At 39.6% G+C, this 26,394-nt stretch carries 25 protein-coding genes; 9 read left to right on the top strand and 16 right to left on the bottom strand.

The features are described from left to right. Positions 1-2 precede the first annotated feature (2 nt). Positions 3-1,046 carry a selenide, water dikinase SelD gene (gene selD / locus P3L37_RS09215; RefSeq protein WP_109913253.1) on the bottom strand — a complete coding sequence of 348 codons (1,044 nt, stop codon included), beginning with the start codon at positions 1,044-1,046 and terminating at the stop codon, positions 3-5. A 14-nt stretch (positions 1,047-1,060) separates the two neighbouring features. Continuing rightward, entirely contained in the window at positions 1,061-1,612 is a 552-nt protein-coding gene (locus P3L37_RS09210; RefSeq protein WP_109913254.1) for an NAD(P)H nitroreductase, read from the bottom strand. Positions 1,613-2,083: 471 nt separating this feature from the next. Here P3L37_RS09210 and sppA point away from each other — a divergent pair, with 471 nt between their 5' ends. The 3 genes from sppA (at position 2,084) to pncA (ending at position 5,776) form a co-directional block, all read left to right on the top strand. Continuing rightward, positions 2,084-3,940, top strand: coding sequence for a signal peptide peptidase SppA (sppA, locus tag P3L37_RS09205; protein WP_117162237.1), 1,857 nt, complete (start codon positions 2,084-2,086; stop codon positions 3,938-3,940). Between the two features lie 167 nt (positions 3,941-4,107). After that, a complete protein-coding gene (gene ansA, locus P3L37_RS09200) occupies positions 4,108-5,127 on the top strand; it encodes an asparaginase (RefSeq protein WP_004911183.1) in 1,020 nt (339 codons plus the stop codon). Between the two features lie 22 nt (positions 5,128-5,149). Beyond that, entirely contained in the window at positions 5,150-5,776 is a 627-nt protein-coding gene (pncA, locus tag P3L37_RS09195) for a bifunctional nicotinamidase/pyrazinamidase (protein ID WP_109913256.1), read from the top strand. 118 nt (positions 5,777-5,894) lie between these two features. Here pncA and P3L37_RS09190 read toward each other — a convergent pair whose 3' ends face one another. Together P3L37_RS09190 and msrB are read right to left on the bottom strand one after the other, a co-directional pair. Beyond that, complete coding sequence (locus P3L37_RS09190; RefSeq protein WP_004911191.1) at positions 5,895-6,200, bottom strand: YeaC family protein; 306 nt, start codon at positions 6,198-6,200, stop codon at positions 5,895-5,897. A gap of 114 nt (positions 6,201-6,314) precedes the next feature. Continuing rightward, positions 6,315-6,728: a peptide-methionine (R)-S-oxide reductase MsrB gene (gene msrB, locus P3L37_RS09185; protein ID WP_004911195.1), complete on the bottom strand. Its 414-nt coding sequence runs from the start codon at positions 6,726-6,728 to the stop codon at positions 6,315-6,317. Between the two features lie 355 nt (positions 6,729-7,083). Between msrB and gapA the strand changes: the two genes are divergently transcribed. Then, entirely contained in the window at positions 7,084-8,079 is a 996-nt protein-coding gene (gapA, locus tag P3L37_RS09180) for a glyceraldehyde-3-phosphate dehydrogenase (protein WP_004911198.1), read from the top strand. 292 nt (positions 8,080-8,371) lie between these two features. After that, complete coding sequence (locus tag P3L37_RS09175; protein ID WP_109913257.1) at positions 8,372-9,253, top strand: D-hexose-6-phosphate mutarotase; 882 nt, start codon at positions 8,372-8,374, stop codon at positions 9,251-9,253. Positions 9,254-9,354: 101 nt separating this feature from the next. Here the strand turns inward: P3L37_RS09175 and P3L37_RS09170 are convergent, their stop codons facing one another. The 3 genes from P3L37_RS09170 to P3L37_RS09160 form a co-directional block, all read right to left on the bottom strand. Continuing rightward, the gene (locus tag P3L37_RS09170) at positions 9,355-10,107 is read right to left on the bottom strand and encodes a MipA/OmpV family protein (RefSeq protein WP_004911202.1); all 753 of its coding nucleotides are present in this window, start codon (positions 10,105-10,107) and stop codon (positions 9,355-9,357) included. A 133-nt stretch (positions 10,108-10,240) separates the two neighbouring features. Next, positions 10,241-11,320, bottom strand: a complete 1,080-nt coding sequence (alr, locus tag P3L37_RS09165) for an alanine racemase (RefSeq protein ID WP_004911204.1) — start codon at positions 11,318-11,320, stop codon at positions 10,241-10,243. Positions 11,321-11,380: 60 nt separating this feature from the next. Continuing rightward, positions 11,381-12,682 (bottom strand): D-amino acid dehydrogenase, encoded by a 1,302-nt coding sequence (locus P3L37_RS09160; RefSeq protein WP_110731963.1) that lies wholly within the window; start codon positions 12,680-12,682, stop codon positions 11,381-11,383. Positions 12,683-13,126: 444 nt separating this feature from the next. Here P3L37_RS09160 and P3L37_RS09155 point away from each other — a divergent pair, with 444 nt between their 5' ends. Next, positions 13,127-13,477 (top strand): hypothetical protein, encoded by a 351-nt coding sequence (locus P3L37_RS09155; RefSeq protein WP_117162238.1) that lies wholly within the window; start codon positions 13,127-13,129, stop codon positions 13,475-13,477. Positions 13,478-13,570: 93 nt separating this feature from the next. On the opposite strand, the gene fadR is transcribed toward P3L37_RS09155, so the two are convergent. After that, complete coding sequence (gene fadR, locus P3L37_RS09150; RefSeq protein ID WP_004911211.1) at positions 13,571-14,287, bottom strand: fatty acid metabolism transcriptional regulator FadR; 717 nt, start codon at positions 14,285-14,287, stop codon at positions 13,571-13,573. Positions 14,288-14,508: 221 nt separating this feature from the next. On the opposite strand from fadR, the gene nhaB reads away from it, so the two are divergent. Together nhaB and dsbB are read left to right on the top strand one after the other, a co-directional pair. Beyond that, the gene (nhaB, locus tag P3L37_RS09145; RefSeq protein WP_109913260.1) at positions 14,509-16,059 is read left to right on the top strand and encodes a sodium/proton antiporter NhaB; all 1,551 of its coding nucleotides are present in this window, start codon (positions 14,509-14,511) and stop codon (positions 16,057-16,059) included. Positions 16,060-16,209: 150 nt separating this feature from the next. Beyond that, positions 16,210-16,725 carry a disulfide bond formation protein DsbB gene (gene dsbB / locus P3L37_RS09140; RefSeq protein WP_004911215.1) on the top strand — a complete coding sequence of 172 codons (516 nt, stop codon included), beginning with the start codon at positions 16,210-16,212 and terminating at the stop codon, positions 16,723-16,725. A 57-nt stretch (positions 16,726-16,782) separates the two neighbouring features. Here the strand turns inward: dsbB and P3L37_RS09135 are convergent, their stop codons facing one another. The 4 genes from P3L37_RS09135 to P3L37_RS09120 form a co-directional block, all read right to left on the bottom strand. Beyond that, a complete protein-coding gene (locus P3L37_RS09135) occupies positions 16,783-19,065 on the bottom strand; it encodes an FdhF/YdeP family oxidoreductase (RefSeq protein WP_004911217.1) in 2,283 nt (760 codons plus the stop codon). 288 nt (positions 19,066-19,353) lie between these two features. Then, positions 19,354-19,653: a DUF333 domain-containing protein gene (locus tag P3L37_RS09130; protein WP_004911219.1), complete on the bottom strand. Its 300-nt coding sequence runs from the start codon at positions 19,651-19,653 to the stop codon at positions 19,354-19,356. A gap of 47 nt (positions 19,654-19,700) precedes the next feature. Next, a complete protein-coding gene (locus P3L37_RS09125) occupies positions 19,701-20,033 on the bottom strand; it encodes an SMR family transporter (protein WP_004911220.1) in 333 nt (110 codons plus the stop codon). Between the two features lie 138 nt (positions 20,034-20,171). Beyond that, on the bottom strand, positions 20,172-21,371 hold the full coding sequence (locus P3L37_RS09120) for a sugar transporter (RefSeq protein ID WP_109913261.1): 1,200 nt from the start codon (positions 21,369-21,371) through the stop codon (positions 20,172-20,174). Between the two features lie 369 nt (positions 21,372-21,740). Between P3L37_RS09120 and P3L37_RS09115 the strand changes: the two genes are divergently transcribed. Continuing rightward, positions 21,741-21,962 (top strand): DUF2594 family protein, encoded by a 222-nt coding sequence (locus tag P3L37_RS09115; protein ID WP_102138673.1) that lies wholly within the window; start codon positions 21,741-21,743, stop codon positions 21,960-21,962. A 176-nt stretch (positions 21,963-22,138) separates the two neighbouring features. Here P3L37_RS09115 and P3L37_RS09110 read toward each other — a convergent pair whose 3' ends face one another. The 4 genes from P3L37_RS09110 to P3L37_RS09095 all read right to left on the bottom strand — a co-directional run bounded on the left by P3L37_RS09110 (position 22,139) and on the right by P3L37_RS09095 (position 26,243). Continuing rightward, positions 22,139-22,417, bottom strand: coding sequence for a hypothetical protein (locus P3L37_RS09110; protein WP_004911225.1), 279 nt, complete (start codon positions 22,415-22,417; stop codon positions 22,139-22,141). 198 nt (positions 22,418-22,615) lie between these two features. Further along, on the bottom strand, positions 22,616-23,998 hold the full coding sequence (locus tag P3L37_RS09105; protein WP_042851602.1) for an alanine/glycine:cation symporter family protein: 1,383 nt from the start codon (positions 23,996-23,998) through the stop codon (positions 22,616-22,618). A 345-nt stretch (positions 23,999-24,343) separates the two neighbouring features. After that, positions 24,344-25,225 carry a protease HtpX gene (gene htpX / locus P3L37_RS09100; protein ID WP_004911228.1) on the bottom strand — a complete coding sequence of 294 codons (882 nt, stop codon included), beginning with the start codon at positions 25,223-25,225 and terminating at the stop codon, positions 24,344-24,346. Between the two features lie 418 nt (positions 25,226-25,643). Beyond that, on the bottom strand, positions 25,644-26,243 hold the full coding sequence (locus tag P3L37_RS09095) for a cell envelope biogenesis protein TolA (protein ID WP_109912507.1): 600 nt from the start codon (positions 26,241-26,243) through the stop codon (positions 25,644-25,646). Positions 26,244-26,394 lie beyond the last annotated feature (151 nt).

Genomic DNA, 26,394 nt, shown 5'->3' with positions numbered 1-26,394 from the left:
AATTAATCTATCACTTCAACTAAAGGAACATTATCCTGATGGGGTAATAATTTACCGATAGACTGTAACAAAACACCTTGCTGCTGTGCAATCTCTTTAATTTTAGAGACTTCGGAAGGTTTTACTGCAATGAGTAAGCCACCAGAAGTTTGTGGGTCGCACAATAGCTGACGTTGCATATCACTCATTGGGCCAATAAGGTGACCATAGCTGTCGAAGTTACGGGTTGTTCCACCAGGAACGCAACCTGCTTCAATATATTTTTCGACGTTGGCTAATTTAGGGACTTTACTAAAGGAAATTTCAGCGCGAACTTTAGACCCTTCGCAAATCTCACTTAAATGTCCCAATAAACCGAAACCGGTTACATCCGTCATAGCCGTCACTCCCTCTAAAGGCGCAACCACCGCTCCTAACTTATTCATTTGGCACATGGTTTCTGCCGCTAAGTGTTGATGTTCCGGCGAAAGTACCCCTTTTTTCTCTGCCGTTGTCAAAACGCCAATCCCAAGCGGTTTAGTCAAGAACAGTTCGCAATCTGCTGTTGCAGCACTATTTTTCTTCACATATTCCGTATTCACAACACCTGTAACTGCCAAACCAAAAATAGGCTCAGGTGCATCAATAGAGTGCCCTCCAGCCAATGATATGCCAGCATCCGCACAAGCAGCACGGCCCCCCTCAATCACTTCACGAGCCACTTCAGGCGGTAACTTAGCAATTGGCCAGCCTAAAATAGCGATTGCCATAATCGGTTTTCCACCCATAGCAAAGATATCGCTAATCGCGTTAGTTGCAGCAATACGGCCAAACTCAAACGGAGAGTCAACGATCGGCATAAAAAAATCTGTCGTGCTGATGATACCAATCCCGTTACCGAGATCATAAACCGCCGCATCATCTTTCGTTTCATTTCCAACTAACAAATGTGGGTCATGAAATTTTGCTTGTTCCGTGTGTAAAATTTGCTCTAATACTTTCGGTGCAATTTTACAGCCGCAGCCTGCACCATGACTATATTGCGTTAATCTAATTTTTTCAGTCATTATTATTCTCTTTATTAGAAATAAGATACAAAGCCTGTCATATCAGGTGTTTGCACTTTTGCTGGTGCTTTAAGCTCTGGCGTACCTAAATAAAGAAATCCAACAATACGGTCGTTATCTCCACAACCTAATCCCGCACGAACCACGGCATCTTCTGTCCATGCTCCTGAGCGCCATATACCGCCAAAGCCTTGAGCAACCGCAGCCATCTGCATTGCTTGTACAGTGCAACTTGCAGCAACTAATTGTTCCCATTGTGGTATTTTCGGATGGTCTTTTAATTTCGCAATTACAGTAATAATGAGTGGAGCGCGAAAAGGTGCGTTACGTGCTTTTTCTTCTACTTCAGCACCTAATTGCCCTTCAATTGCCGCTTTTTCTAATAGCTCACTGAAGCGGTTAATACCTTCATTTTGCATAACAACAAAATGCCATGGTTTCAAAGCTCCGTGATCAGGTGCTCTCATCCCCGCAGCAAGTATATTGTTAAGTTCTTCACCTTGGGGTGCTGGTGATGTGAGTCTTGAAGCTGAACGGCGGTTCAACAAAAGGGTTAAAGCATCCATATTTGTCTCCGTTTAAGAGTAAACTGATATGATAATCATTCAATTAGATAATGATACCCACGCTATCTATTGTTTCAGCTTAAAGGAAAATCGCTTACACTAATACAATAATAACGGTTATTCGCTAGGTAAAATTACGTTATAAATTCATTGAATTGTATCATTTGTCACACATGAAAAATATCATTGAAGCATTGTACCTTGCTGATCATAATTTTGTTATGCATAAAAATAGCCCGCAGTTGCAACTAATTGTATTGATACAACTAAGACATCAACAATTCGATGTGATGATCGGGTAACGGATTTGCTTTTGAGTATACTGTCGTAAATTCATGCTACAGGCGGAAATAGCCCAACTGTAGAAAGACATATTTATGTAATATCCAAAAATAGTTTGTGCCATAAGTCAACGGCAAACCAGTGAAGCTAACACCCGTGTGGTGCAAAATATACAGGATAGGAGAAAACATGCGTCAACTTTGGGACATCATCGCTACCATCTTTAGAATTAGCTGGCGAGCACTAAACTTTATTAGGGAATTCGTTTTTAACGCCATTTTCTTAGTATTATTCTTTGTCGTTATTGGGTCAATTGCGCTTTACCAAACAGAAACTCAACCCGAAAAAAATTATTTTGGTGCTTTGTATGTTGATTTGCAGGGCGTTATCGTAGACCAAGTTTCTGCTCCAGACCCATTTGGTCGTATGAGCCGTGAACTACTTGGTACTTCAAATAGCCGCATGCAAGAAAATTCATTATTCGACATCGTTGATACTATTCGTACCGCCGCAAATGATGACCGTATTACAGGAATGGTATTACGCCTAGATGATTTAGTTGGCGCCGACCAACCTTCTCTGGCTTATATCGGTAAAGCAATCAATGAATTTAAAAGTTCAGGGAAACAGGTTTACGCCATCGGTAGCAGTTATAGCCAATCACAATACTATCTCGCCAGTTACGCTGATGATATCTACCTCACACCACAAGGTGCTGTTGGGGTATATGGTTTCGCAACTAATGGCCTTTATTACAAGTCACTGTTAGAAAAACTTAAAGTCAGTAGCCATATTTTCCGTGTTGGTACCTATAAATCAGCAGTTGAGCCATTAATGCGTGATGAAATGTCCCCTGAAGCACGTTTGGCCAATAAACAATGGTTGGATGCCCTGTGGAACAATTACCTCGCAGATATCGCCAAAAACCGCAATACAACTAGCACGCAAATTTTCCCTGGAGCTGATGCTATTTTAGAACAATTACGTTCTGTCAAAGGCGATAGCGCGCAATATGCTTTAAAACAAAAATTGGTTGATAAACTTTATACAAACGAAGAAGTTGAAGATTTACTCAGTAAACACTTTGGCTGGAATAAAGAAAATAAACAATTCAATAATATTAGTATCTATGATTACTCCGCTAAAATAACAGATACCAATGCGAATCAAAGTGGCAATATCGCCGTGATTGTTGTTCAAGGTGCTATCATGGATGGCCCGCAAACGGCTGGGATTGCAGGAGGCGATACCATCGCAGCACAAATTCGTGATGCTCGCCTTGATGATAATATTAAAGCAATTGTGTTACGCGTTAATAGCCCGGGTGGAAGTGTAAGCGCTTCTGATTTGATCCGCAGTGAACTGGCTTCGGCCCATGCTGCCGGTAAACCCGTGGTGGTTTCTATGGGGGGAATGGCAGCATCTGGCGGGTATTGGGTATCGACTCCAGCTGACTATATTATTGCCAGTGCAAACACACTGACAGGTTCAATTGGTATATTTGGTGTGATCAATACCTTTGAAAAATCTTTAGATTCTATTGGGGTGTATACTGATGGAGTATCAACATCACCATTAGCCGATATTTCTCTGACTAAAGGGATTAGCCCTCAATTTGCTGACATGATGCAAATTACTATTGAAAATGGTTATGAGACATTTATTGGCTTAGTCGCGAAAGCTCGCCATAAAACACCTGCAGAGATAGATAAAATCGCTCAAGGCCGTGTGTGGATCGGGCAAGACGCGCTTAAAAATGGCCTTGTAGACCAGCTAGGTGATTTTGATACTGCGATAGATAAAGCCGCAGAACTCGCTAAACTCACTGATGTTAAGCTAGATTGGATGAAGCCTGAGATGACTTTCATGGATCAATTGTTGCTTGAATTAACCACTAGCGTTCAAGCCGCGATGCCGGATGTACTACAGGTGTTTTTGCCCCCAGCAGTCGCAACGGATATCCGCCAGCAAGCTCAGTTTTTCTTAAAAATGAATGACCCTCAAAACCGCTACGCATTTTGCTTAAATTGCGCGGAAATTAACTGATCGCTAAATCCCCTTCAGCGTTAATGAAGGGGATTTCTCTCACAAACTCATCAATAACCCCATATCAATCTAATTATTCGCAAGTTAACGATAGTAATACGCTAACAAATGCGTCAAAATCCTGATAATCATTCTCCTTCGATAAGTTGGATAAATTAGGTAATAAGATGCAGAAGAAATCAATTTATGTAGTCTACACAGGCGGAACAATTGGCATGCGCCATTCACCACAGGGATATGTTCCTGTTTCTGGTCATTTGCAAACTCAGTTAGCTCAAATGCCCGAGTTTCACCGCCCTGAAATGCCTGAGTTTACCATCCGTGAGCATCAACCGTTGATTGATTCATCTGATATCACTCCTGAAGATTGGCAGCTCATCGCTGATGATATTCGGGAAAATTATCCACTTTATGATGGGTTTGTTATATTACATGGCACTGATACTATGGCTTTCACCGCCTCAGCCTTATCTTTCATGTTTGAAAACTTGAAAAAGCCAGTGATCGTGACAGGGTCACAAATACCATTAGAAGCATTACGTTCTGATGGGCAAACAAATCTATTAAATGCCTTATATTTAGCGGCCAATTACCCTGTTAATGAGGTCGGGCTGTTTTTTAATAACAAATTATATCGCGGTAACCGCACCGTTAAGGCTCATGCTGACGGCTTTGATGCTTTCAGCTCACCTAACTGCTCCCCCTTAATGGAGGCGGGTATCAATATTCGTACATTCAATACGTGCCCTGCACCTATTGGCATAGGTGAATTTAAAAGCCACCGAATTACACCTCAACCTATCGGTGTTGTTACACTTTATCCGGGACTCTCGGTTGAGATTGTTCGCAATATTCTCCAACAACCTGTCAAAGCGCTTATATTGCGCTCTTACGGTGTCGGTAATGCCCCTCAACAGCCTGAATTACTACGTATACTTCGCGAGGCAACGAACCGAGGCATTATTGTGGTGAACCTGACACAATGTATTTCTGGCCGTGTTAATATGGAAGGCTATGCCACAGGACACGCTCTTGCAGAAGCTGGTGTGATAAGTGGATACGACATGACTTTTGAAGCCGCCTTAAGTAAATTGCACTACTTACTAAGCCAAAATTATACCCCCGCTTTAATCCGAGAGTTAATGCAGAATAATTTACGCGGCGAGTTGAGCTATGCTGATGAATAACAGATAACATACTGAGGACACAATGAAAGCAGCATTACTGTTAGTCGATTTACAAAACGATTTTTGCACCGGTGGCACATTAGCAGTAAATGAAAGTGAACATGTTATTGATGTTGCTAATAAGGCGATGGCTATTTGCCAACAAAAACAGATAGACATCATTGCAAGCCAAGATTGGCATCCCGCGACACATCTTAGTTTTGCGGCTAATTCAAATACTCAAATTGGCGAAGTCGGTGAGCTAAATGGCATTACACAAGTTTGGTGGCCTATTCATTGCGTACAAGGTGAGCACGGCGCTAAATTACACTCAGATTTAAACCAATCACTGATTAGTGCAACTTTCACCAAAGGGGAAAACCCACAGGTTGATAGCTATAGTGCCTTTTTCGATAACGATAAAATTAGCCAAACCCGCCTGCATGCATGGTTACAAGAACAACACATTTCACATTTAATTATTATGGGAATTGCGACGGATTACTGTGTCAAATTTACCGTGTTAGATGCCCTAAAATTAGGCTATAGCGTAGATGTTCTAGTGGATGGATGTAGAGGTGTTAATCTTGCAGCCAATGACAGCCAAGAAGCTTTAGACGAAATGAAAAAGCAAGGCGCGAGGTTAATCACGTTAACTGACCTGCATTAACCCAGACTTTGTAGACAAGTTTTCTCATATCAATTGAGAAAACTTGTTTTAGTGACGCTGTCACTGTACAACACCCTATTGAATAACCAAACTATTCTACAGATCTACAGAGTAACTGTTACTCATCATTATTTTGCGGTTTTAATGTTGCCAACATTTCACCTTGAAACAGCGTTTTTAGCTCTTGTTTGCTCTTCATCGTAATTTCGCCATTAGTCCCTACCGTCATATGCTCTGGGTCATGGTTATGCCGCGACTGCCACAATAATACCATTTGCAAGCTATGCTCTTTTTGTTCTGGCGTTAACATCACCCCATCCGGCCATTTACCTAGCTCAACTGCGGTTACTAGGCGCTGATAGATTTCAGGTGTCATCACTGCTAATAATTGTTCAAGTTGCTCTGGATTAACTTCAACGCTCACGGTAAGGCTCCTTCAAGTACGCAATTAACACGTTATTTTATTATTCTTAATTTTAGCTGATAGCTGAATCGTTTTTGTCATTCTAATATTAAAATTTCAGCACCCTTCAGCTCTTTATCCACGGGTCTTTTCACCATTATCATCATCGATAAAGCTTAATGATGCTGAATTAATACAGTAACGCTGCCCCGTGGGCTGCGGACCATCGGGAAATACATGCCCTAAATGCGCATTACAGTGTTGACAGCGAACCTCAATGCGATGCATCCCATGCGAGAAATCCTCAATGTATTTGATAGCCTCTTCATTGACGGGTTGATAAAAGCTTGGCCAACCACAACCTGCATCAAATTTGCTCTCAGACATAAATAAAGGTGAACCACAGCATAAACATTCGTACACACCATCTTTACGGTTATGCAATAATTGGCCACTGAATGGCGGCTCGGTACCTGCTTGCTGTGTAACGTAACGCTGCATTTCATTTAATTCTGAAATATCAATAGGTTGGTTATCTTTTTTTGACATGTCACACCTAAATATTTAAATAACTAAAATGTTCAATGGTTATCATACATCAATTTCAATCAACAAAAAATTAACAACATTTTCTGTAAAACTATTCTAAACTAAGAAGCATCTTACTTTCCGTTTTGATTTGTGAACCGTATCACATATATCACTGATAGATGGTTTCATTATGCTGCACAATCCCGATAATACGTGCGGCTGTATTTGCCGCTGAAGTGGCTGACAAATAAGCAATTGGTGGTATCAGAATTGATTTTTTTCAATAATTGACACGATTCCGCTTGACGGCTGGCAAGGTTTTGGTAACTTTAACTACAACTTAATTCACGAATAAATAGCTGGTGGAAATACTATGACTATCAAAGTAGGTATTAATGGTTTTGGTCGTATTGGCCGTATCGTTTTCCGTGCTGCACAAGAGCGTTCTGACATCGAAATCGTTGCTATCAACGACCTGCTCGATGCAGAATACATGGCGTACATGCTGAAATACGACTCAACTCATGGTCGTTTCAACGGTACTGTTGAAGTTAAAGATGGTCACCTAGTTGTAAACGGCAAAAAAATCCGTGTAACAGCAGAAAAAGATCCTGCAAACCTGAAATGGAACGAAGTCGGTGTTGACGTCGTTGCTGAAGCTACAGGTATCTTCTTAACTGATGAAACTGCACGTAAACACATCCAAGCAGGTGCTAAGAAAGTTGTTCTGACTGGCCCTTCTAAAGATGATACTCCTATGTTCGTTATGGGCGTTAACCACAAAGCTTACGCAGGTCAAGAAATCGTTTCTAACGCATCTTGTACAACTAACTGCTTAGCTCCACTGGCTAAAGTTATCAACGACAAATTCGGTATCGTTGAAGGCCTGATGACAACTGTTCACGCAACAACTGCAACACAAAAAACTGTTGATGGCCCTTCACATAAAGACTGGCGTGGTGGTCGTGGTGCTGCGCAAAACATCATCCCATCATCAACCGGTGCGGCTAAAGCAGTAGGTAAAGTTATTCCAGAACTGAATGGCAAACTGACTGGTATGTCTTTCCGTGTACCTACTCCTAACGTTTCTGTAGTTGACTTAACTGTTCGTTTAGAAAAACCAGCAACTTACACTCAAATCTGTGATGCAATCAAAGAAGCAGCAGCAGGCGAGCTGAAAGGTGTTCTGGGTTACACTGAAGATGACGTTGTATCAACTGACTTCAACGGTGAGAAACTGACTTCAGTATTTGATGCTAAAGCTGGTATCGCACTGAACGACAACTTTGTTAAATTAGTTTCTTGGTATGACAACGAAACTGGTTACTCTAACAAAGTATTAGACTTGATCGCTCACATCTCTAAATAAGAGCTGTAACGAAATTTGTCTAACTGAGCCGCCGATTGGCGGCTCTTTTGTATCGTATCCAATAACAAATTAACACTTCATATTTTCTGCTATATCGCTTATGGTTGATCTCTTATTGGATACGCTATAAACATGACTTATTTTAGAATGAATACTATTCACCGCGTCACCGCGCCTTTAAATATACCGAATAGATACTCTAAATAATTCAAGTGAATGAACACAGTCAGCAATGCTGCAGTTTGAAAGATGACGAGTATTCACACTGTTCCATTAACACAGGCCTAATACCATGCACGACAAACTTTTTGCACTACCAGTCATTAAACAAGTCTCTGCTTACATCACTCAACGCCAACTCGGCGAGCTTCCACTCATTGTCATCTCGCACCCTAAGGTGCGTGGGGCCGTCAGTTTACAAGGTGCTCAACTTATTGATTGGCAACCTGCAGGGCAAAAACCTTGCTTATGGCTAAGTTCAGAAAGTGCTTTTAAAGAAGGTGTTGCAATCCGCGGTGGCATCCCTATTTGTTGGCCTTGGTTCGGCCCTGTTGCTAGTCCTAGCCATGGTTTTGCGCGAATTTTACCTTGGCAATTCACCGCACATAATGAGCATGAAGATGGCGTTATTTTAACCTTCACGTTAACGGATACCGACTATACCCGTAAATTATGGCCACATGAGTTCACTCTGATCCTCCGTATGAAACTCGGTGAAACATGTGAACTTGAACTAGAAAGTTATGGGGATTTCGAAACTACTGCCGCACTGCATAGTTATTTCAATATCAGTGATATTCAAAAAGCCACCGTCTATGGGTTAGGCGGTCACTATTTCGATAAAGTCGTAGATAAAGAAGTTTATGCCAATGAACCTCTCAAATTTAATAAACATACTGACCGTATTTATTCAGAACCGGATGAATATAGCTTATTACGTGATGATGGATGGGCTCGTACAATAGAAATTCATCATTACCATAATAGTGATGTTGTCTGTTGGAACCCTTGGGCAGAGTTATCATGCAGTATGGACGATATGCCAAATAATGGGTACAAACAAATGGCTTGTGTAGAAACGGCAAGGATTAATGTCCCAATGAAAAGTGAGGCACAGCACCCTGCTCGCCTTTCATTAGTGATGGTCAGTCGCGATAATAAACCGCAAGATTAATCATCCAGTCTAAGTGTATAAGATTTCTAAATAGATAAAATTGAGCCCCTGATAAACATAATGATATCAGGGGCTCAATAATTTAACTTTCGATAACAAACTTAGAATGTGTAAGTGACACCTGTCCACATAATGGCGGAAACATCTTTATTCACCATTGGGCTATCTTTCACTTCACTTGGTAGGCGGTCAACACGGCCCATTGCAAATACCGTCCAATTTTCATCAAAGCGATAATTTCCTGTCACTTCAACGTATGGTGTCCAACTTGAACCTGGGTTATAACGTTTTAAACCGCTATTACGTGATTCTTTTGAAGAAATACCATATTCATAACGGTTTTGGTTCTTGCTATCCCATTTAATACCAAGACCTGGGGTTATTGACCACTTATCACCTTCAAAACCATACAGATAGGCGAATTCACCACGAATACCATTACTGATACCTAGGATATCACCAGAAATATTCGTTCTCAGCGTACCCCAATCAGCGTTATGACGATAAGTCAGCCCCGTCATCACCGTATCACGGCGACGGTCTAATTCACGCATTGCTTTATCATCATTGTCTTTAGGTTTAAAAAATTGCGGGTAATAAAAAGCATCTAATGATAGTTGGTCTTGCGTATCATTCCATAGGTAATAACCAGCTGCTAATGTATGAAAATAGAAGTTCTCACTGTCATAATTAACAATAGGCACTGGCGTGACATAATCACGGCTCTTAATTCCTTTATAAGGTGTTGATTGCGCTAATACTGAACCCCCAACAGACCAAGTTCCAGCAAACGCGGCCCCAGATAACACACTCAAAGCCACAGCAAGTGTCGTTAATTTAATTGCTTTAGACATATATTTAACCTAAAAATAATGAGAAATAGATCACCGCTATATGTTATATCAATATAGCTATAATCCCAATATTCGTAATCAAAATCACATTTAAAGCTAAATTCTAACTGTTTTTAGCGTGATTGATTAATAATTATTCTACTTTATTTTTATAAGAAACAGGAACTCTTTTTGCAAGCGCACAGAGTAGCTCATAACCTATTGTCCCCGCGGCTTGCGCCACCTCATCAACCGGTAAATTTTGCCCCCACATCTCTACTCGCTCACCAAGCTTAACATCGTCACAATCACTGATGTCAATTGTCAGCATATCCATCGAAACCGCGCCCAATAGCGCACAACGTTTACCTTTACACCATACAGGCGTTCCATTTGCAGCATGCCGAGGGTAACCATCGGCATAACCACACGCCACTGTCGCAATACGCATCGGTTTAGTTGATGTAAACCGGCTACCATAACCAATTGATTGACCTGCTGGAATTTCATGGATAGCAATCACTTCTGATTGTAAAGTCATCGCTGCCTTCAAGCCCAACCCAGATATATCAGTAGCTTTTCCACTTGGAGACGCACCATACAGTAAAATACCCGTGCGGACCCAATCATATTGGGTGTGTTTATGCCACAGTGTTGCCCCTGAGTTTGCGATACAGGTTTCCAAAGATAAGTGTTCAAATTGCTGGATTTGTTGAAAAGGCTCAGCAACGCCGGTTTTGGTATCTGAATTAGCAAAGTGACTCATTAACGTTAAACTACGTACATTCGGCATTTTAGATAACCGTCGTACAACATTTTCGTAATCGTTCGGTGGAAAACCTAACCGATTCATTCCACTGTTTAGCTTAATATAGACTGAAATTGGTGATGAAAATTGGGCATTTTCAATGGCGAATAATTGCCACTCACTATGAACACTAGTTGTTAAATTATACTGGTCAATTAATTGTAAATCTTGAGGCTGGAAAAAACCCTCTAACAATAGAATTGGCCCTTTCCACCCTTCTTTTCGCAATAAAATGGCCTCATCAAAATCTAATACCCCAAAGCCATCCGTTTCTTTTAGCGCAGGCCAAATTTGCTTGATGCCGTGACCATAACCGTCTGCTTTCATAACTGACCAAATTTTTGATTTTCCAACATGTTGCCGTACGACAGACAAATTATGTTGTAAATTCTGTAGATGAATGACAGCACTTATTGGGCGCGGCATTTTAATTCCTTAGTACGTTTAATTAATTCTAAAATTACAATAGTATCAAATATCAAACACTTAACGTGCTGGTGTTAAATCACCATGAGTAGTCAGCTTGGTATTAAAACCATCAAGATACCTAAATACCGATAAATCATCAGACGCTATCTCCGGTGTATTCCCTGAAATTAAATCTGCCAGCAGTTTCCCTGCACCACAAGCCATTGTCCAACCCAGTGTCCCATGCCCAGTATTTAAATATAAATTACCGTATGCTGTCGGCCCAACTATTGGAGTACCATCTGGTGTCATTGGACGCAGGCCCGTCCAAAATTGTGCTTGTGCAATATCACCACCGCCTTGATACAAATCTTGTACCACCATTTTCAATGTTTCGCAGCGTTTTTTCAGGATATTCAAATTAAAACCAACAACTTCAGCCATTCCACCAACTCGAATGCGCTGATCAAACCGCGTTACTGCAATTTTGTATGTTTCATCCAAGATGGTGGACATTGGGGAACGCTGTTCATCGATAATTGGCATAGTCAATGAATAGCCTTTGAGTGGATAGACCGGAATTTGAACTAGGGTTTGTAGCATTGAAGTAGAATAAGAGCCCATTGCAACGACATATCTGTCCGCTTGCAAAATTTCACCATCAATTTTAATGCCACTAACTTTATTTCCTTCTGTTAAAATCTGTTCTACATGGCCACCAAATTTGAATTGAACTCCAGCATTTTGTGCCATCTTTGCCAATTTTTTGGTAAATTGCTGGCAATCCCCTGTTTCATCATTGGGTAATCGCAGCCCACCGGTGAGCTTGTGTTTGACAAATTCTAACGCAGGTTCCGCTTTAACTAATTCATTTGATGCTAATAGTTCGTACGGAACACCTTCTTGCTGTAAGACTGCAATGTCATTCGCTGCATTATCGAACTGCTCAGTAGTACGAAAAAGCTGTAAGGTACCACCCTGACGAGCTTCATATTCGATACCTGTATCTGCTCTTAATTGGCGAATACAATCGCGACTGTATTCGGCGATACGTACCATACGACTTTTATTCATTGCATAATGTTGAATATCGCAATTTTTTAACATCTGCCACATCCAGCGCAACTGAAATAACGTTCCATCTGGGCGTATCGCCAGAGGTGCATGTTTTTCAAACATCCATTTCACGGCTTTAAGGGGGATCCCGGGAGCTCCCCATGGGGTTGCATACCCAGGGGATACTTGCCCTGCATTTGCTGCACTTGTTTCTTCTGCGACATCATGTTGTCTATCCACCACCAGCACTTCGTGCCCTTCTTGTGCTAAATACCATGCTGTTGTTACACCGATCACTCCTGCACCTAACACTAGAATTTTCATAGCTTCCCCACAAAATAAAAGTATGCATCATTTATTTTAGGATAATATTCTAGAAATTATTTGCCAATATGGTGAATTAACACTTTTAACAATACAGATAATAAATCCATTTTAATTCACATCTCATTTACATTACAGATGAATATTCTCACTGAAGATTTTAAGGTTATTTAATATCCTATTGATTTTCAATGCATTAACCCAATAAAATCAATTATTGATGATTTCTTTAACTAATAAATTCAGTATTTAATACTTTAATATTGAAACATTATGTCGCTAACCATTTTTAACAACATTTAACAAAACTAATGATGCTATTTTTTTATCTCTTTAAATTATGATTGTATAGATAATTTGACTGCTCCATCGAATTAGTCATCTTAATAATGAAATAAACTAACCAAATCATCTTATTAATCAATTAGAATTTAGGGTATCCCCATGATTAGAAAAAGAAAATTATTTACCTTATTTATTATTTTATTTTTATCTGCAGGGATGAGTCTTGCCGATGAACTTTGTAAATCATCTCTCGCTTTAAGAACACAAGTTTATGATAAAGGAGATATTATCTGTTTAAGCACTAAACCTATTTCTGTATGCCTCAGCCCTGCCATCGTCATAGACAGTTATCCAGTAAGGGTTGATTACCATTGTTTATTTAAAACTGACCATCCGCTTCCCGATGGTCTGGATTGGACTGATAGAGTGGATTTGGACCTATCACACAAGAAAGTGGATTATTCAGACACGACACTTGCTGCTAAGTCCTGTGCGTGCCCCAATAATTGACAACTAGCCTCAAGCCGTTTTAAAGCTTAAAAAACAAAAAAACCAGCCGCAAAAATTATCAGCTGGTTTAATTGGTGATAGAGTCATTCGAATTTAGCGGATGTGTGCTAAGTCGCTAGGCATATTACCTTGCATACTATGCCAAATAGTGCCACTTTCCTTACCATAATTTCTGACACATTCCATAATACGGTCATAAGCTTGTTCACGACACAAATTAGCCAGTTGCTGATAAAAGTTCAGCGCTAAACGCCTCGCATCTGGGTTAGAAAAATAATAACGGCCTACCCTTGTGTAGAGCCCCTTGAGGCCATTAATGATCAATCCATAGATGGGATTACCTGATGCAAAAGCCAGCCCACGGAACACGTTATAATCCAAATCACTAAAGGCATCTGAATTATCTTCAACTTTTTCCCTACCCGCTAAAACCTCCAATGACTGCTCAGGGTTGTTACGAAATGCAGTACGAATAAAAATTGCAGCGATATTGGTACGTACAGCCAAGAGATTATCAATTAGCTGTGGCACTCTATCGTGATCTAACCGAGCCAATGTCTCCAAAATATTTAGGCCAGACGTTTCCCAATAGTTATTCACTTTAGTTGGCTTACCATGCTGAATGGTTAGCCAGCCGTCACGAGCCAAACGTTGTAACACTTCACGTAAGGTTGTTCGTGTCACACCGATTAATTCCGAGAGCTCGCGCTCCGCGGGTAAAATTGAACCTGGTGGAAAGCGGTTGTTCCATATGCTCTCAATAATATACTCTTCCGCGAAACCAGCCGGACTTTGAGCTTTAATAACCATATTTTTATTATTCCAAACATTTAGACGGATATTGGGCAAATCATACCAGATTGTCATCACCTGATATAGTTAGACTAAAAATAAAGAGTGAAGCAAATCATAGAATTTCCATATAATTCATACATTATCAATTAGCAAATAAGCTTAAAATCCGTAAAAGATAAGAGTAGTATGTATAGCACAATACACGACATCCGCATAAAAGAGGATAACGAACCATAATGGATTTTAGTTTAAAAACGGCTTTTTTGAAAAATTTTCTGGGAAACTCGCCTGATTGGTACAAATTAGCAATTATTATATTTTTAATAATTAACCCTATTATCTTCTATTTTATCAGTCCCTTCGTCGCAGGCTGGTTATTAGTTGTTGAATTTATATTCACATTAGCAATGGCTCTCAAATGTTACCCATTGCAACCCGGTGGCCTTCTCGCTATAGAAGCCGTAATTATCGGCATGACCACCCCTGCACAAATTTCACATGAAATTAGCAATAACCTTGAAGTTATCTTGTTACTGATTTTTATGGTAGCTGGTATCTATTTCATGAAACAATTGCTGCTGTTTGTATTCACCAAACTGTTGATAAACGTGCGTTCTAAACGCATTCTTTCCCTTGCTTTTTGTATGGCGAGTGCATTTTTATCTGCATTTTTAGATGCACTGACCGTTATTGCTGTCGTCATTAGTGTTTCAATTGGTTTTTATTCTATCTATCACCAATATGCCTCTAATCAACCTAGCAACACAGACTTGCAAAATGATGGTTTCATTAAAAGTGCAGAACAAAAACAAACCCTCGAACAATTTAGGGCTTTTTTACGTAGTTTAATGATGCATGCTGGTATTGGTACCGCGCTAGGTGGTGTCATGACTATGGTTGGTGAGCCACAAAATCTCATCATTGCTAAACATGTTGACTGGGATTTCATTACCTTTTATATCCGCATGGCGCCTGTCACTATACCTGTTTTTATTTGTGGCTTAGTCGTCTGTTTTGTTGTGGAAAAATTCAAGTTATTTGGCTACGGTGCTGAACTTCCAGACTCTGTGCGTCAGATTTTAACTGAGCACGATAAAAAACTGACGGCGAAACGCACCAAAAAAGATCTTGCGCAGTTGGTCATTCAGGGCTTAATTGGTATTTGGCTAATTGTCGCCCTTGCTTTCCATTTAGCGGAAGTTGGTCTTATTGGCCTATCCGTCATCGTACTGACAACCGCATTTTGTGGTATCACAGAGGAGCACGCGCTGGGTAAAGCCTTTGAGGAAGCGTTACCATTTACCGCATTACTGACCGTATTCTTTAGCATTGTTGCTGTAATCATTGACCAGCAATTATTCACTCCATTTATTCAGTTTGTGTTGCAATCCTCTGAATCGTCACAATTATCATTGTTCTATCTGTTTAATGGCCTACTTTCTGCCGTGTCAGATAACGTATTTGTAGGGACGGTTTATATTACTGAAGCCTTAAAAGCGGCAAATGAAGGTTTAGTATCAACGGAACAATACCAATTATTAGCTGTCGCAATAAATACAGGGACTAACCTCCCTTCTGTTGCAACACCTAATGGGCAAGCTGCCTTCTTGTTTTTATTAACGTCTGCGTTATCACCTCTGATCCGTTTATCTTACGGCCGCATGGTGTGGATGGCACTGCCATATACCTTCGTAATGACCATTGTTGGGCTATTAGGGGTTGAATTCTGGCTAGTTCCCATCACACATTGGATGGAAAGCATCGGGTTGATTACGTTCGCACAATAACTATACTTTAAACAATTAGCCGTGCACCAATACGGCTAATTGTAATGTTAGGTAAAACCCTCTCTAAAATTGCATTATTTCACTTTAATTGCTTTTTTTATCGGGCCGATAGGGGCAAAATGTGCGCATTACTCAATTAGGATACTAAGTATGTTCAGATTTTTTAACTACTGTTCGCAAGGAAGAGGCGCTTGGCTACTCATGGCATTTATTGCCTTTATGCTCGAGTGCGCGGCTTTATATTTTCAGCATGTTATGAAACTACAACCCTGTGTTATGTGTATCTATGAACGTGTTGCATTACTTGGCATTATGGTTGCTGGCTTAATTGGAGCGATAGCACCACGGAACATGGTCATACGCTGGGTTGCTATTCTTATTTGGGTTTATTCTGCTTGGCGCGGTTTAGACCTTGCATGGGAGCATACCATGCTACAACTTTATCCTTCACCATTTGCATCATGTGATTTCTTCGTTAATTTCCCTGATTGGTTACCATTACAAGAGTGGGTACCAGCAGTATTCGAAGCTACGGGTGACTGTGCCGTTAGGCAGTGGGCATTCTTAGGGCTTGATATGCCACAATGGTTAATTGGTATCTTCGTGGCTTATCTCTTAGTTGCAATCATTGTTATCATCAGCCAGTTCTTCCCAGCCAAAAAATAGCCTTTAAACCCCAAATGTTATATTCAACATTTGGGGTTCCTAAGTAATAAAATTAACCTATTGAATGACTCGTTCTAATTTCACAGGGATATTTTTATACGCAGGAATACCACATTGCGGGTCGAAATTATCCAACGAAATTAAATTATTAGCTTCAGGGAAATAAGTGGCAACACTACGGTCTGCCATATCATAAATCACCACAGTGAGGTTATCTAAACGGCGTTTTGTTGGTTTCTGCTCGCGGTCTAATGCGATGAGATTCACTTTATCTCCCGCTTGTAACTTCTGTTTTTGGGCTTCTGCACCACTGATGAAAACAACATCTCGTTGTCCAAACACACCGCGATATCGGTCATTTAATCCATAAATTGTAGTATTATATTGGTCATGGCTACGTAATGTTGCCAAAATGAGTTCACTGTTAACTGCTGAGTTCGGGTCTTCAATAACACCTTCTGTCGGTACAAAGTTAGCTTTGCCTGATTGCGTTAACCAACGACGCTCAGAAGCCGCATTAGTCAGATGGAATCCTCCGGGTATTTTAATGCGTGCATTATAATCATCAAAACCAGGTAATACCGCTTCCATTGCGTCACGAATTAAATCGTAATTGCCGATAAAATCATCCCATTCAACTTTACTCTGCGGTATTGTCGCTTTAGCTATCCCTGCAATAATCGCACACTCAGATTTAAGATAAGGGCTACACGGTTTAAGTAAACCTTTTGAAGCGTGAACCATCGACATTGAGTCTTCTACGGTCACACATTGCACACCACTGCTTTGCCTGTCTATTTCACTGCGACCTAATACAGGTAATAAAAATGTCTGCTTAGCGGTTAATAAATGGGAGCGATTTAGTTTAGTTGCTGTGTGCACCGCTAAATCAAGCTTTTTCATACCTGCAAAACAAGCGTCTTTATCTGGCATGGCAACTGCTAAGTTTCCGCCCATGCAGATTAAAGCCTTCGCTTTTCCTTCAGAAATGGCTTGCATGCTCGCGACGGCTGCATGACCAAATTCGCTTGGTGGTTTAAAACCAAATCGTTGTTCAATTTTGTCTAAAAAGCTTTTTGACGGTTTTTCCGTAATACCAACGGTTCTATCACCCTGAACATTCGAATGACCACGCAGAGGGCAAATTCCCGCACCTTCCCGACCAATATTACCTTTCAGTAGTAATAAATTAACGAGTTGCTGAACGTTTTGCGTACCATGCTCGTGCTGAGTGATCCCCATGCCATAACAAATAATGGTACTTTTTGCCTCAATATAAAGATCCGCAATCTCTTCGATAGACTCACGCGGTAAGCCAGAAACCCTTAAAATATCTTTCCAACTCGTTGTCAGTAAGTCATTTTTTAAAGCTTCATAACCCTGTGTGTGAGTTGATATAAATTCAGTATCAAGAATAGGCTCTTTTCCTGCATCGACTGCAGCTTGGTGTTTTTCAATCAATAACTTCATCACACCTTTAAGTAACGCAGTGTCTCCACCAACACGAACTTTATAATAGTGTCCAGCTAAAGGAGTAGACTCTAACGTGAGCATTTCTACCACGTCTTGCGGGTAGGTAAAACGTTCAAGACCACGCTCTCTTAAAGGATTTATGGCAATGATTTTAGCACCACGTTTAGAAACTTCACGCAATGAGCTCAACATCCTCGGGTGGTTAGTCCCAGGGTTATGACCTATACATATAACTAAATCCGCTTTATCAAAATCGTCCAACAATACTGTCGCCTTGCCGACACCAATAGAGTCAGCAAGACCAACACTCGTTGGTTCATGGCACATATTTGAACAATCAGGGAAATTGTTTGTGCCATATTCACGAGCAAGTAGCTGATATAAGAATGCGGCTTCATTTGAAGTTCGACCTGATGTATAAAATTCAACAGTATTTGGGTCTGAATAACTTTGTAAACGCGTACCTATTTGTTGAAATGCATCTTCCCATTCGATAGGTTCATATTTATCTGTTTGTGAATTGTATTTCATGGGGTGAGTTAAACGCCCTTCATCCTCTAAATGAAAATCATCCCACTCAAGTAATTCTGTTACAGTATATTTAGAAAAAAATTCCGGCGTTGTTTTTTTAGATGTTGCTTCCCAAGCAATTGCTTTTGCACCATTCTCACAAATATCAAATGACGCCGTATGTACTGGGTCAGGCCACGCACAGCCAGGGCAATCAAAGCCGTCTACCTTATTCATTTCAAACATCGCAATTATGTCATGACCCACTTTCATTTGGCCACGTAATGCTTCTGCAACTGCTTTTACCGCCCCCCAACCGGCAGCGGGGCCATCATACTCTTCAATTTTCTTTTTCATTTGGCATTACTCTTTAATAAATGTAAATGTCTTTATATGTGCTTTTATAATTATCTAAAATATTCTTTGTTATTTAATATTAGTAATATCATCGTTAAATATCAATAATTAAAATAAGCACTTAAATAGATGCTCGTAATTAGACGACTTAAGAATAAGAAATGAAAATACAACTCAATAAATGAAAAGATAAATATTAAAACAAAACTAATTTAAATGAATACATATAGTTAATTAACCTCATATTAATGATTAATAAAAGGTTAATTAACTTCATAAAAAGAAGAGTTATATACATGCACCCGATTGTATAATGTCAACAGCACAACGTTTACCATTCGCAAATTGGCATACAGCTGTTTGTGACCCATTTAATTCTAATGTGAGCGCTGGTAACCCACCCGCTGAAACACAGGCCTCTTGTGCCCCAGGGCCTAAATTGACCACTTGTTGAGCATATTGACTCGCAGAATGTTCCACAGAGTTATCTATGTTTGAGCTACCACACGCAGATAGCATGACAGATATAGCCCCAGTGAGTAACATTGTTAGTACTGGTTTAAAAAATTGATTAACCCTATGCCTCATTTTCCTGCTTCTCCAAAGATGCTGCCTGAACATTCTGCAATAACCGCTTAGTGCCCGCCGCTTTTTGAATATAGATTGATGACTAAGACACCAATAATAATTAATAGCATACCAATAATTGCAGGTAAATCGAGTTTTTGGTTGTAAATAAAAATTGCAGCGACAGAAACCAATACAATTCCTAAACCTGACCAAATTGCATAAGCAATACCCAATGGCATGATTTTTACTACCTGCGAAAGCCCCCAAAAAGAGACTGCATAACCGATAATAACAATCAACGATGGCCAAAAACGACTAAAACCATCAGACGCCTTCAGTGTTGTCGTTGCAATGACTTCGGCAATAATAGACATTAATAAAAAACCCAGCCCCTTCATTATATTTCCTTGTTATTAGAATTAGTTATGATAAAACTTATCACTTTTTTGATTATTTACTCAGATAACGATAAAAAGCTCTGTTTATCATTAAAATAACACAGAGCTTTCATCTCGACTTCATGATGAGAATGCGAGTTAGTGATTTGCGGCAACGTCTACTCTATCGTTAAGAGACTCACTATAGCGCTTGAATAAATAGACACACAAAATGAATGCTATGACACCAATCGCACCGCCAATATAACCAATCTGGGTCATTCCCATATGAACAATAACTTGATTGCCTAACAGTGCGCCAGCACCAATGCCAATGTTAAAAATTCCAGAGAAAATTGACATAGCCAAGTCGGTGGCATCTGGAGATAAATCAATGACCTTAACTTGCATTCCTAAACCAATACACATCATGGCCATTCCCCAGAACACTGATAACATAATCAACGACCAAACATCTCTACCTAATGGCATCAATAATAATAAGCAAATCGTCATAAATGCGATTGCTGCAGGTAAAAATGATAATGAAAATTTGCTGCTGTAGCGACTAAATATTACACTTCCAACAATACCCGCTCCACCAAAAATCAGTAGTAGTAAAGTGGCAAAGTTTTGGCTTTGTAAGGCAACTTCGCGAACAAAAGGTTCAATATAACTGTAAGCCGTAAAATGCGCAGTAACTGCCAAAACGGTTAACGCAAACATTCCAACGAGTGCTGGCCGGTGGAATAGCATCGGCACACTTTTTAACGAGCCTGAATGTTCACTTGGTAAGCGTGGTAAAAAGCGAATCAACACAACCATAGTGAACAATGCTATAACACCAATACCTAAAAATGTCGCTCGCCAACCTAAGAATTGCCCAACTACACGGCCAAGAGGAAGACCTAATACTGTTGCCAATGCCGTTCCCGTCGCTAATAACCCAAGTGCTTGAGCTTTTTTACCCGCAGGAGCAACCCGAATAGCTAAAGATGCCGTAATTGACCAAAAGACTGCGTGAGATAAAGCGACACCAATACGCCCTGCTATTAAAATATCAAAACTCCACGCAAACCCTGAAATGATGTGACTAACAATAAAGATAACAAATAAGAAAGCTAATAATTTGCGACGCTCTATTTTACTGGTTAATAGCATCAAAGGTAACGACATCAAAGCCACAACCCACGCGTAGATTGTTATCATTAATCCAGTATGTGCGACCGTCATGTCAAAGCTTTTTGCAATATCACTGAGTAATGCAACAGGCACAAACTCTGTTGTGTTAAAAACAAATGCAGCAACTGCTAATGCTATTACACGGATCCAAGCTGTTTTTCTAGAAACTTGCGTCATATTTCTCTTAGCCTTCACTTTCCCACAAATAATAGATGCCAACGGCTTAACCGTATGTAAAAAATGCTGCGAAAGGATATTGGTATTTAGTACAGGATTGAGTCGTTACTGAGCAATCTATATTGCTAACAACACTTTTTTGTGAATTGTATCACGATTTTTCATTACTCATAAAGGTTCCCTTGAGCTATTGGCAAGAAAAATATCATGCCTACTTATTTTTATTTCCCCAACTATACCATTTAACTATTTGTTTAAATTTAAGCCACTTACCTGAATATTTATTACATTCAGTTATCTGAAAACACATCGCATTACTTTCTATGCTACAATCTCACTATTATTTTTTATGCTCAAAGGACCGCTTTAATGAAAAACCATTTTCCAACTGAACCTAACGTTAATACTTTAGCGGATGAAGTGACTTGTCTTAAAAATTTACTGACACATATGCTAAAAGCTATCGGCCAAGCGGATGCAGGTAAAATCTTAATTAAGATGCAGCGCGAAATTGCACAAATGGAAGACGAAAAGCAAGCAGAAACCTACAAAAATACGTTAGAACAGATAAAAACAGGGTATCGCCAATAGATTATTTAGCGATAAATGCTATTTTAAGGATATACCTACTGTTAAGTGGTTTAAACTGCACAAATAACTAAGTTTTAATCGTGAAAATCATCTATCTTTATTCATGAATTAAACCATTCTTTATTCATTTAGCTCCCCCTTCAGAACCCTATGAAGGGGGCTTTTTTTTCTACAGCTTATGTATTATTGCGTTTATAAATATCTTGGCAATGCTGAATGTATTCATCAACTGTTGTATCGTCGGTTTGCTTATCCCAACTTTTTTGCTCTTCAAAAGCCCACACTTGAAACGTTTGTCCAAAGTTAGCCCCTGACATACCAACTTGCTTATACACCCGATGGTAAAAACCTTGCTCAGAACGATAGATCTCAAATTTAAACGGAACTAACCTAGCGGGGTTTGTCGTTGTCAAAAAATCATTACCAAATAATAACGTTTTCTCAAGAATATCCATTCTATCCCCTTGTTTAATTTATAAAATACGTATGGTTTACACGATCTATTATAAGCATAGCGCATTTAACGCAATTCCGTGATTTTACCTATAAAAATATATGATTTACATACTATCCATAGAGAAGATTGATGAATAACGGGAGATATTGACGAAATAATAAGCTTCACTATTAAAATGAAGCTTATTATCGCTGGTTTATGATTTGTTGTCGTAGAACTGTTTTGCCATATCAATGCTGTCTGCATTCACATCTTTTATATGGTCACGTGTTAACCGATAAACAACGGGGCTTAACAGCAACAAGGCAATCAAATTAGGGATCGCCATCATGGCATTTAATGTATCTGCCAATAACCAAACAAAATCAAGTGATTGTGTTGCACCGATAGGTAAAGCAATCAACCATAACACTCTATATGGCTTTATCGCACGCAACCCAAATAAATATTGCACACATTTTTCGCCATAAAAACTCCAACCCAGAATAGTGGTAAATGCAAATATGGCTAATGCGATAGCAACAATATAATTTCCACCTGGTATTGCCGTTTGGAATGATGATGCGGTTAATGTCGCTCCTGTTTCACTAGTCAACCACCCACCAGTTATAATGATAGTTAACCCCGTGACAGAACACACAATGATAGTATCAATAAATGTCCCTAACATCGCAATAAGTCCTTGGCGAATAGGGTTTTGTGTTTTTGCAGCGGCATGGGCGATAGGTGCACTACCCAAACCAGCTTCATTGGAAAATACGCCTCGTGCAACCCCAAAACGGATTGCAGCCCATACTGCCGCCCCCGCAAACCCACCTTGGGCAGCAACTGGGTTAAAGGCCGAAGTAACAACCAGTGAAAGTGCCGCAGGGATCTCAGTAAAATAAATGCCAAGTACAATGACACCCGCACCAAAATAGGCAACGGTCATAAATGGGACAAGTTTTCCTGCAACATCAGAGATACGTTGCAGCCCACCAATCAACACCGCACCAACTAATAAAACTAAAACCCCGGCGGTCAACCATTTATGCACACCAAAGTTACTTTCTAGTACATCTGCCACTGAGTTCGCTTGTACTGTATTTCCGATACCAAAACTGGCACATGCACCAAAAAAGGCAAACAATGTTCCCAACCAAATCCATTTAGGGCCTAAGCCATTTTTAATGTAGTACATTGGCCCACCAATATACTGGCCATATTTATCCACTTCACGAAAACGAACAGCTAACACAGCCTCAGAGTATTTTGTTGCCATTCCTACCAATGCCGTCATCCACATCCAAAATAATGCGCCAGGCCCGCCCATGACAACTGCCGTCGCAACCCCGGCAATATTCCCCGTACCGATAGTTGCTGATAACGCTGTCATTAATGCATTAAAAGGTGATATTTGCCCCTCACCGCGTGATTCGTTCTTTTGAAATAATAACTTAAAACCTGTTCCAATTTTTCTTATCGGTAAAAATGCGAGCCGGATTTGCATATATATACCAACGCCTAAGATCCCAACAAGCATTGGTACTCCCCATACCACCCCATTTAGTTCACTTAACCACGTAGTTATCAAATCCATCCTACCCCCAATTAACTTGTATTAATTAACAAAGCAATCAAATTAATAACAATTTCTTATCAATTTAATAAAGATTAAAAGTGGCATAAAAGCGAATTAAATTTCAATAATTCATCATTTAAAGTAGAAGATTGTGAGTAAGCTCACTTGTGGTTTATCGATTACAGTTATTAATACAATTAATTGCGAATCGAAATTAAGATTGAGTTTGTTAGATACGAATGAGTATTTTGAGGGAATATATTTTACATATTGTATCAATAAAAATGCCCAGTAATTAAACTATTACTGGGCAGATGCTAAAATTATTGTCTGTATAAAGCTAACTTAGACTCATTATCTCGGCTACTTTAAATATTCACCTGAGCGCAATGCTTCAATACGTTTGTCTAATGGCGGGTGTGATAAAAATAACTCACTAAATGCTTTACCACGACCATTAATACAAAACGCCATCAAACGGCCTTCTTCTTGTGGCTCATAGCTCGTTTTTAACCGTTGCAAAGCAGCTATCATCTTTTCACGACCAACTAATTTCGCCGAACCAGCATCCGCATGGAACTCACGATAACGAGAGAACCACATAGTGATGATGCTCGCCAAAATACCGAATACGATTTCAAGCACCATAGAAACCGCGAAATAAACCATTGGGTTACCATTGCTACTCTCACTTTCGTTATCACTGTTGGACATAAAACCTGCCGCAACCTGTGCAATTATACGCGAAATAAAGATAACGAACGTATTCACGACACCTTGTAATAAAGTCATCGTCACCATGTCGCCATTGGCAATATGGCTAATTTCATGAGCAATAACCGCTTCCGCTTCATCACGGCTCATATTTTCTAATAACCCAGTACTCACCGCGACAAGTGAAGCATCTCGACGGGCACCTGTTGCGAACGCGTTGATATCTGGCGCATGATAGATAGCCACTTGTGGCATTTGAATGCCAACTTGTTGTGCTTGGCGCTCAACGGTTGAGACTAACCATTGTTCCGTTTGGTTACGTGGAGTTTCGATAACTTCGCCACCGACTGATTTCAGCGCCATCCATTTAGACATTAATAGTGATATGAAAGCACCACCAAAGCCAAATAGACCAGCCATGATCATCAGACCTTGAACACTACTACCACGGATCCCAGTTAAGCTTAGGATTATCCCAAACACAAACATAACCGCTAAGTTCGTGAGTAAGAATAAAGCAATTCTCATCATTTTTTATGTATTCCTTGGTAAAAACAAATATACGTAGAATTTACTTTATAAATAAGGTTTTTTCACACTTTTTCAAGTGCATTAACGCGAAAACCCTAAAAAATAACATAACTTTACATAGCTATGCTAAAAACTCATTATCATAATCTAAATAAATTATAACTTCTTACGATAAAAATTTAACCATTTGTTTTTAAAGGTTCATTTAATAACCATTTAAATTTAAAGTTAATTTTAATTGAAACGATAAAGCTGTTTGGTCAATCACCAAAAGCAATTTAGTGTATTTATCTATCTTATCACTCATTTTGTTCACCAAATGAATGAATATTCATTTTTACTTTCATTCTATTAAAAAATAATGCCACATTAAGTGGCACTATTTTGTTCTATCTCGATCTGTTGTTTTGTTCTAAGGCTAATTAGTTTTTTCTTTAGTCGATTTTGTTACTTTATCTTTTGCTGTTTTAGCCGATTCTTTATCTTTGGCTTTAGACGCTTTTTCTTTTACTGCTTTGGCCGACTCTTTATCTGCGGCTTTAGGCGCTTTTTCTTTTACTGCTTTAGCTGACTCTTTATCTTTGGCTTTAGGCGCTTTTTCTTTCACCTCTTTAACTTCTTTATCCGCTGTTTTAGAGGCCTTTTCTTTTACTGTTTTAGCAGTACCAGATGCTTTGTCACTGGCCTTGTTGGCTTTATCAGAAGCTGTTTTGCCGGCTTTATCACTCGTACTTTTTATTGAATCAGATACAGACGGTTTACTTGGTTGCTTGGCAACACCTGCACCAATCACAGCACCAGCGGCTTTCGCTTTGCTGTTGATATCATTTTTTAGTTCAATAGTACACACTTGCTCTGAGCGACTCGTAGAACCATCATTACAAATAAATTTACCACCTTCACAGCGATCAATTCCCCCTTTACTTCCAGAACAAGGGTAGTTTCTTGCATTCGCTGTGTTAATAGATGCAACCATCATTACACTCACTGCTATTAATCCTACAAATAATTTACGCATGGTATTGCCTCGTTGCTAAGGAATCTATACCAAAAGTTTAGGATAAATTAAGTAAAGGTAAAGAAACCTATAGTTAATTATTAATTTCAGTCAGTCATTTTAAAAAATAAAGTAAACACAGCATAAAACTGCATCTATCTAGGGGATACTT

Origin of the sequence: Providencia sp. PROV114, assembly GCF_032704305.1 — a bacterium.
Lineage (GTDB): Bacteria > Pseudomonadota > Gammaproteobacteria > Enterobacterales > Enterobacteriaceae > Providencia > Providencia rettgeri.
Note: the sequence above shows the minus strand (reverse complement) of the source record. Positions and strands in the feature narration are given on the sequence as shown.

Excerpts from the sequence above, each read along its gene's own strand:
- P3L37_RS09170 (WP_004911202.1), bottom strand. The coding sequence starts at position 10,107 with ATGTCTAAAGCAATTAAATTAACGACACTTGCTGTGGCTTTGAGTGTG.
- P3L37_RS09160 (WP_110731963.1), bottom strand. The coding sequence starts at position 12,682 with ATGAAAATTCTAGTGTTAGGTGCAGGAGTGATCGGTGTAACAACAGCA.
- nhaB (WP_109913260.1), top strand. The coding sequence starts at position 14,509 with ATGGATTTTAGTTTAAAAACGGCTTTTTTGAAAAATTTTCTGGGAAAC.
- P3L37_RS09125 (WP_004911220.1), bottom strand. The coding sequence starts at position 20,033 with ATGAAGGGGCTGGGTTTTTTATTAATGTCTATTATTGCCGAAGTCATT.
- htpX (WP_004911228.1), bottom strand. The coding sequence starts at position 25,225 with ATGATGAGAATTGCTTTATTCTTACTCACGAACTTAGCGGTTATGTTT.
- alr (WP_004911204.1), bottom strand. The coding sequence starts at position 11,320 with ATGCCGCGCCCAATAAGTGCTGTCATTCATCTACAGAATTTACAACAT.
- fadR (WP_004911211.1), bottom strand. The coding sequence starts at position 14,287 with ATGGTTATTAAAGCTCAAAGTCCGGCTGGTTTCGCGGAAGAGTATATT.
- P3L37_RS09210 (WP_109913254.1), bottom strand. The coding sequence starts at position 1,612 with ATGGATGCTTTAACCCTTTTGTTGAACCGCCGTTCAGCTTCAAGACTC.
- gapA (WP_004911198.1), top strand. The coding sequence starts at position 7,084 with ATGACTATCAAAGTAGGTATTAATGGTTTTGGTCGTATTGGCCGTATC.
- dsbB (WP_004911215.1), top strand. The coding sequence starts at position 16,210 with ATGTTCAGATTTTTTAACTACTGTTCGCAAGGAAGAGGCGCTTGGCTA.
- pncA (WP_109913256.1), top strand. The coding sequence starts at position 5,150 with ATGAAAGCAGCATTACTGTTAGTCGATTTACAAAACGATTTTTGCACC.
- P3L37_RS09175 (WP_109913257.1), top strand. The coding sequence starts at position 8,372 with ATGCACGACAAACTTTTTGCACTACCAGTCATTAAACAAGTCTCTGCT.
- P3L37_RS09120 (WP_109913261.1), bottom strand. The coding sequence starts at position 21,371 with ATGACGCAAGTTTCTAGAAAAACAGCTTGGATCCGTGTAATAGCATTA.
- P3L37_RS09095 (WP_109912507.1), bottom strand. The coding sequence starts at position 26,243 with ATGCGTAAATTATTTGTAGGATTAATAGCAGTGAGTGTAATGATGGTT.
- P3L37_RS09135 (WP_004911217.1), bottom strand. The coding sequence starts at position 19,065 with ATGAAAAAGAAAATTGAAGAGTATGATGGCCCCGCTGCCGGTTGGGGG.
- P3L37_RS09110 (WP_004911225.1), bottom strand. The coding sequence starts at position 22,417 with ATGGATATTCTTGAGAAAACGTTATTATTTGGTAATGATTTTTTGACA.
- P3L37_RS09155 (WP_117162238.1), top strand. The coding sequence starts at position 13,127 with ATGATTAGAAAAAGAAAATTATTTACCTTATTTATTATTTTATTTTTA.
- P3L37_RS09115 (WP_102138673.1), top strand. The coding sequence starts at position 21,741 with ATGAAAAACCATTTTCCAACTGAACCTAACGTTAATACTTTAGCGGAT.
- sppA (WP_117162237.1), top strand. The coding sequence starts at position 2,084 with ATGCGTCAACTTTGGGACATCATCGCTACCATCTTTAGAATTAGCTGG.
- msrB (WP_004911195.1), bottom strand. The coding sequence starts at position 6,728 with ATGTCAAAAAAAGATAACCAACCTATTGATATTTCAGAATTAAATGAA.
- ansA (WP_004911183.1), top strand. The coding sequence starts at position 4,108 with ATGCAGAAGAAATCAATTTATGTAGTCTACACAGGCGGAACAATTGGC.
- selD (WP_109913253.1), bottom strand. The coding sequence starts at position 1,046 with ATGACTGAAAAAATTAGATTAACGCAATATAGTCATGGTGCAGGCTGC.
- P3L37_RS09105 (WP_042851602.1), bottom strand. The coding sequence starts at position 23,998 with ATGGATTTGATAACTACGTGGTTAAGTGAACTAAATGGGGTGGTATGG.
- P3L37_RS09130 (WP_004911219.1), bottom strand. The coding sequence starts at position 19,653 with ATGAGGCATAGGGTTAATCAATTTTTTAAACCAGTACTAACAATGTTA.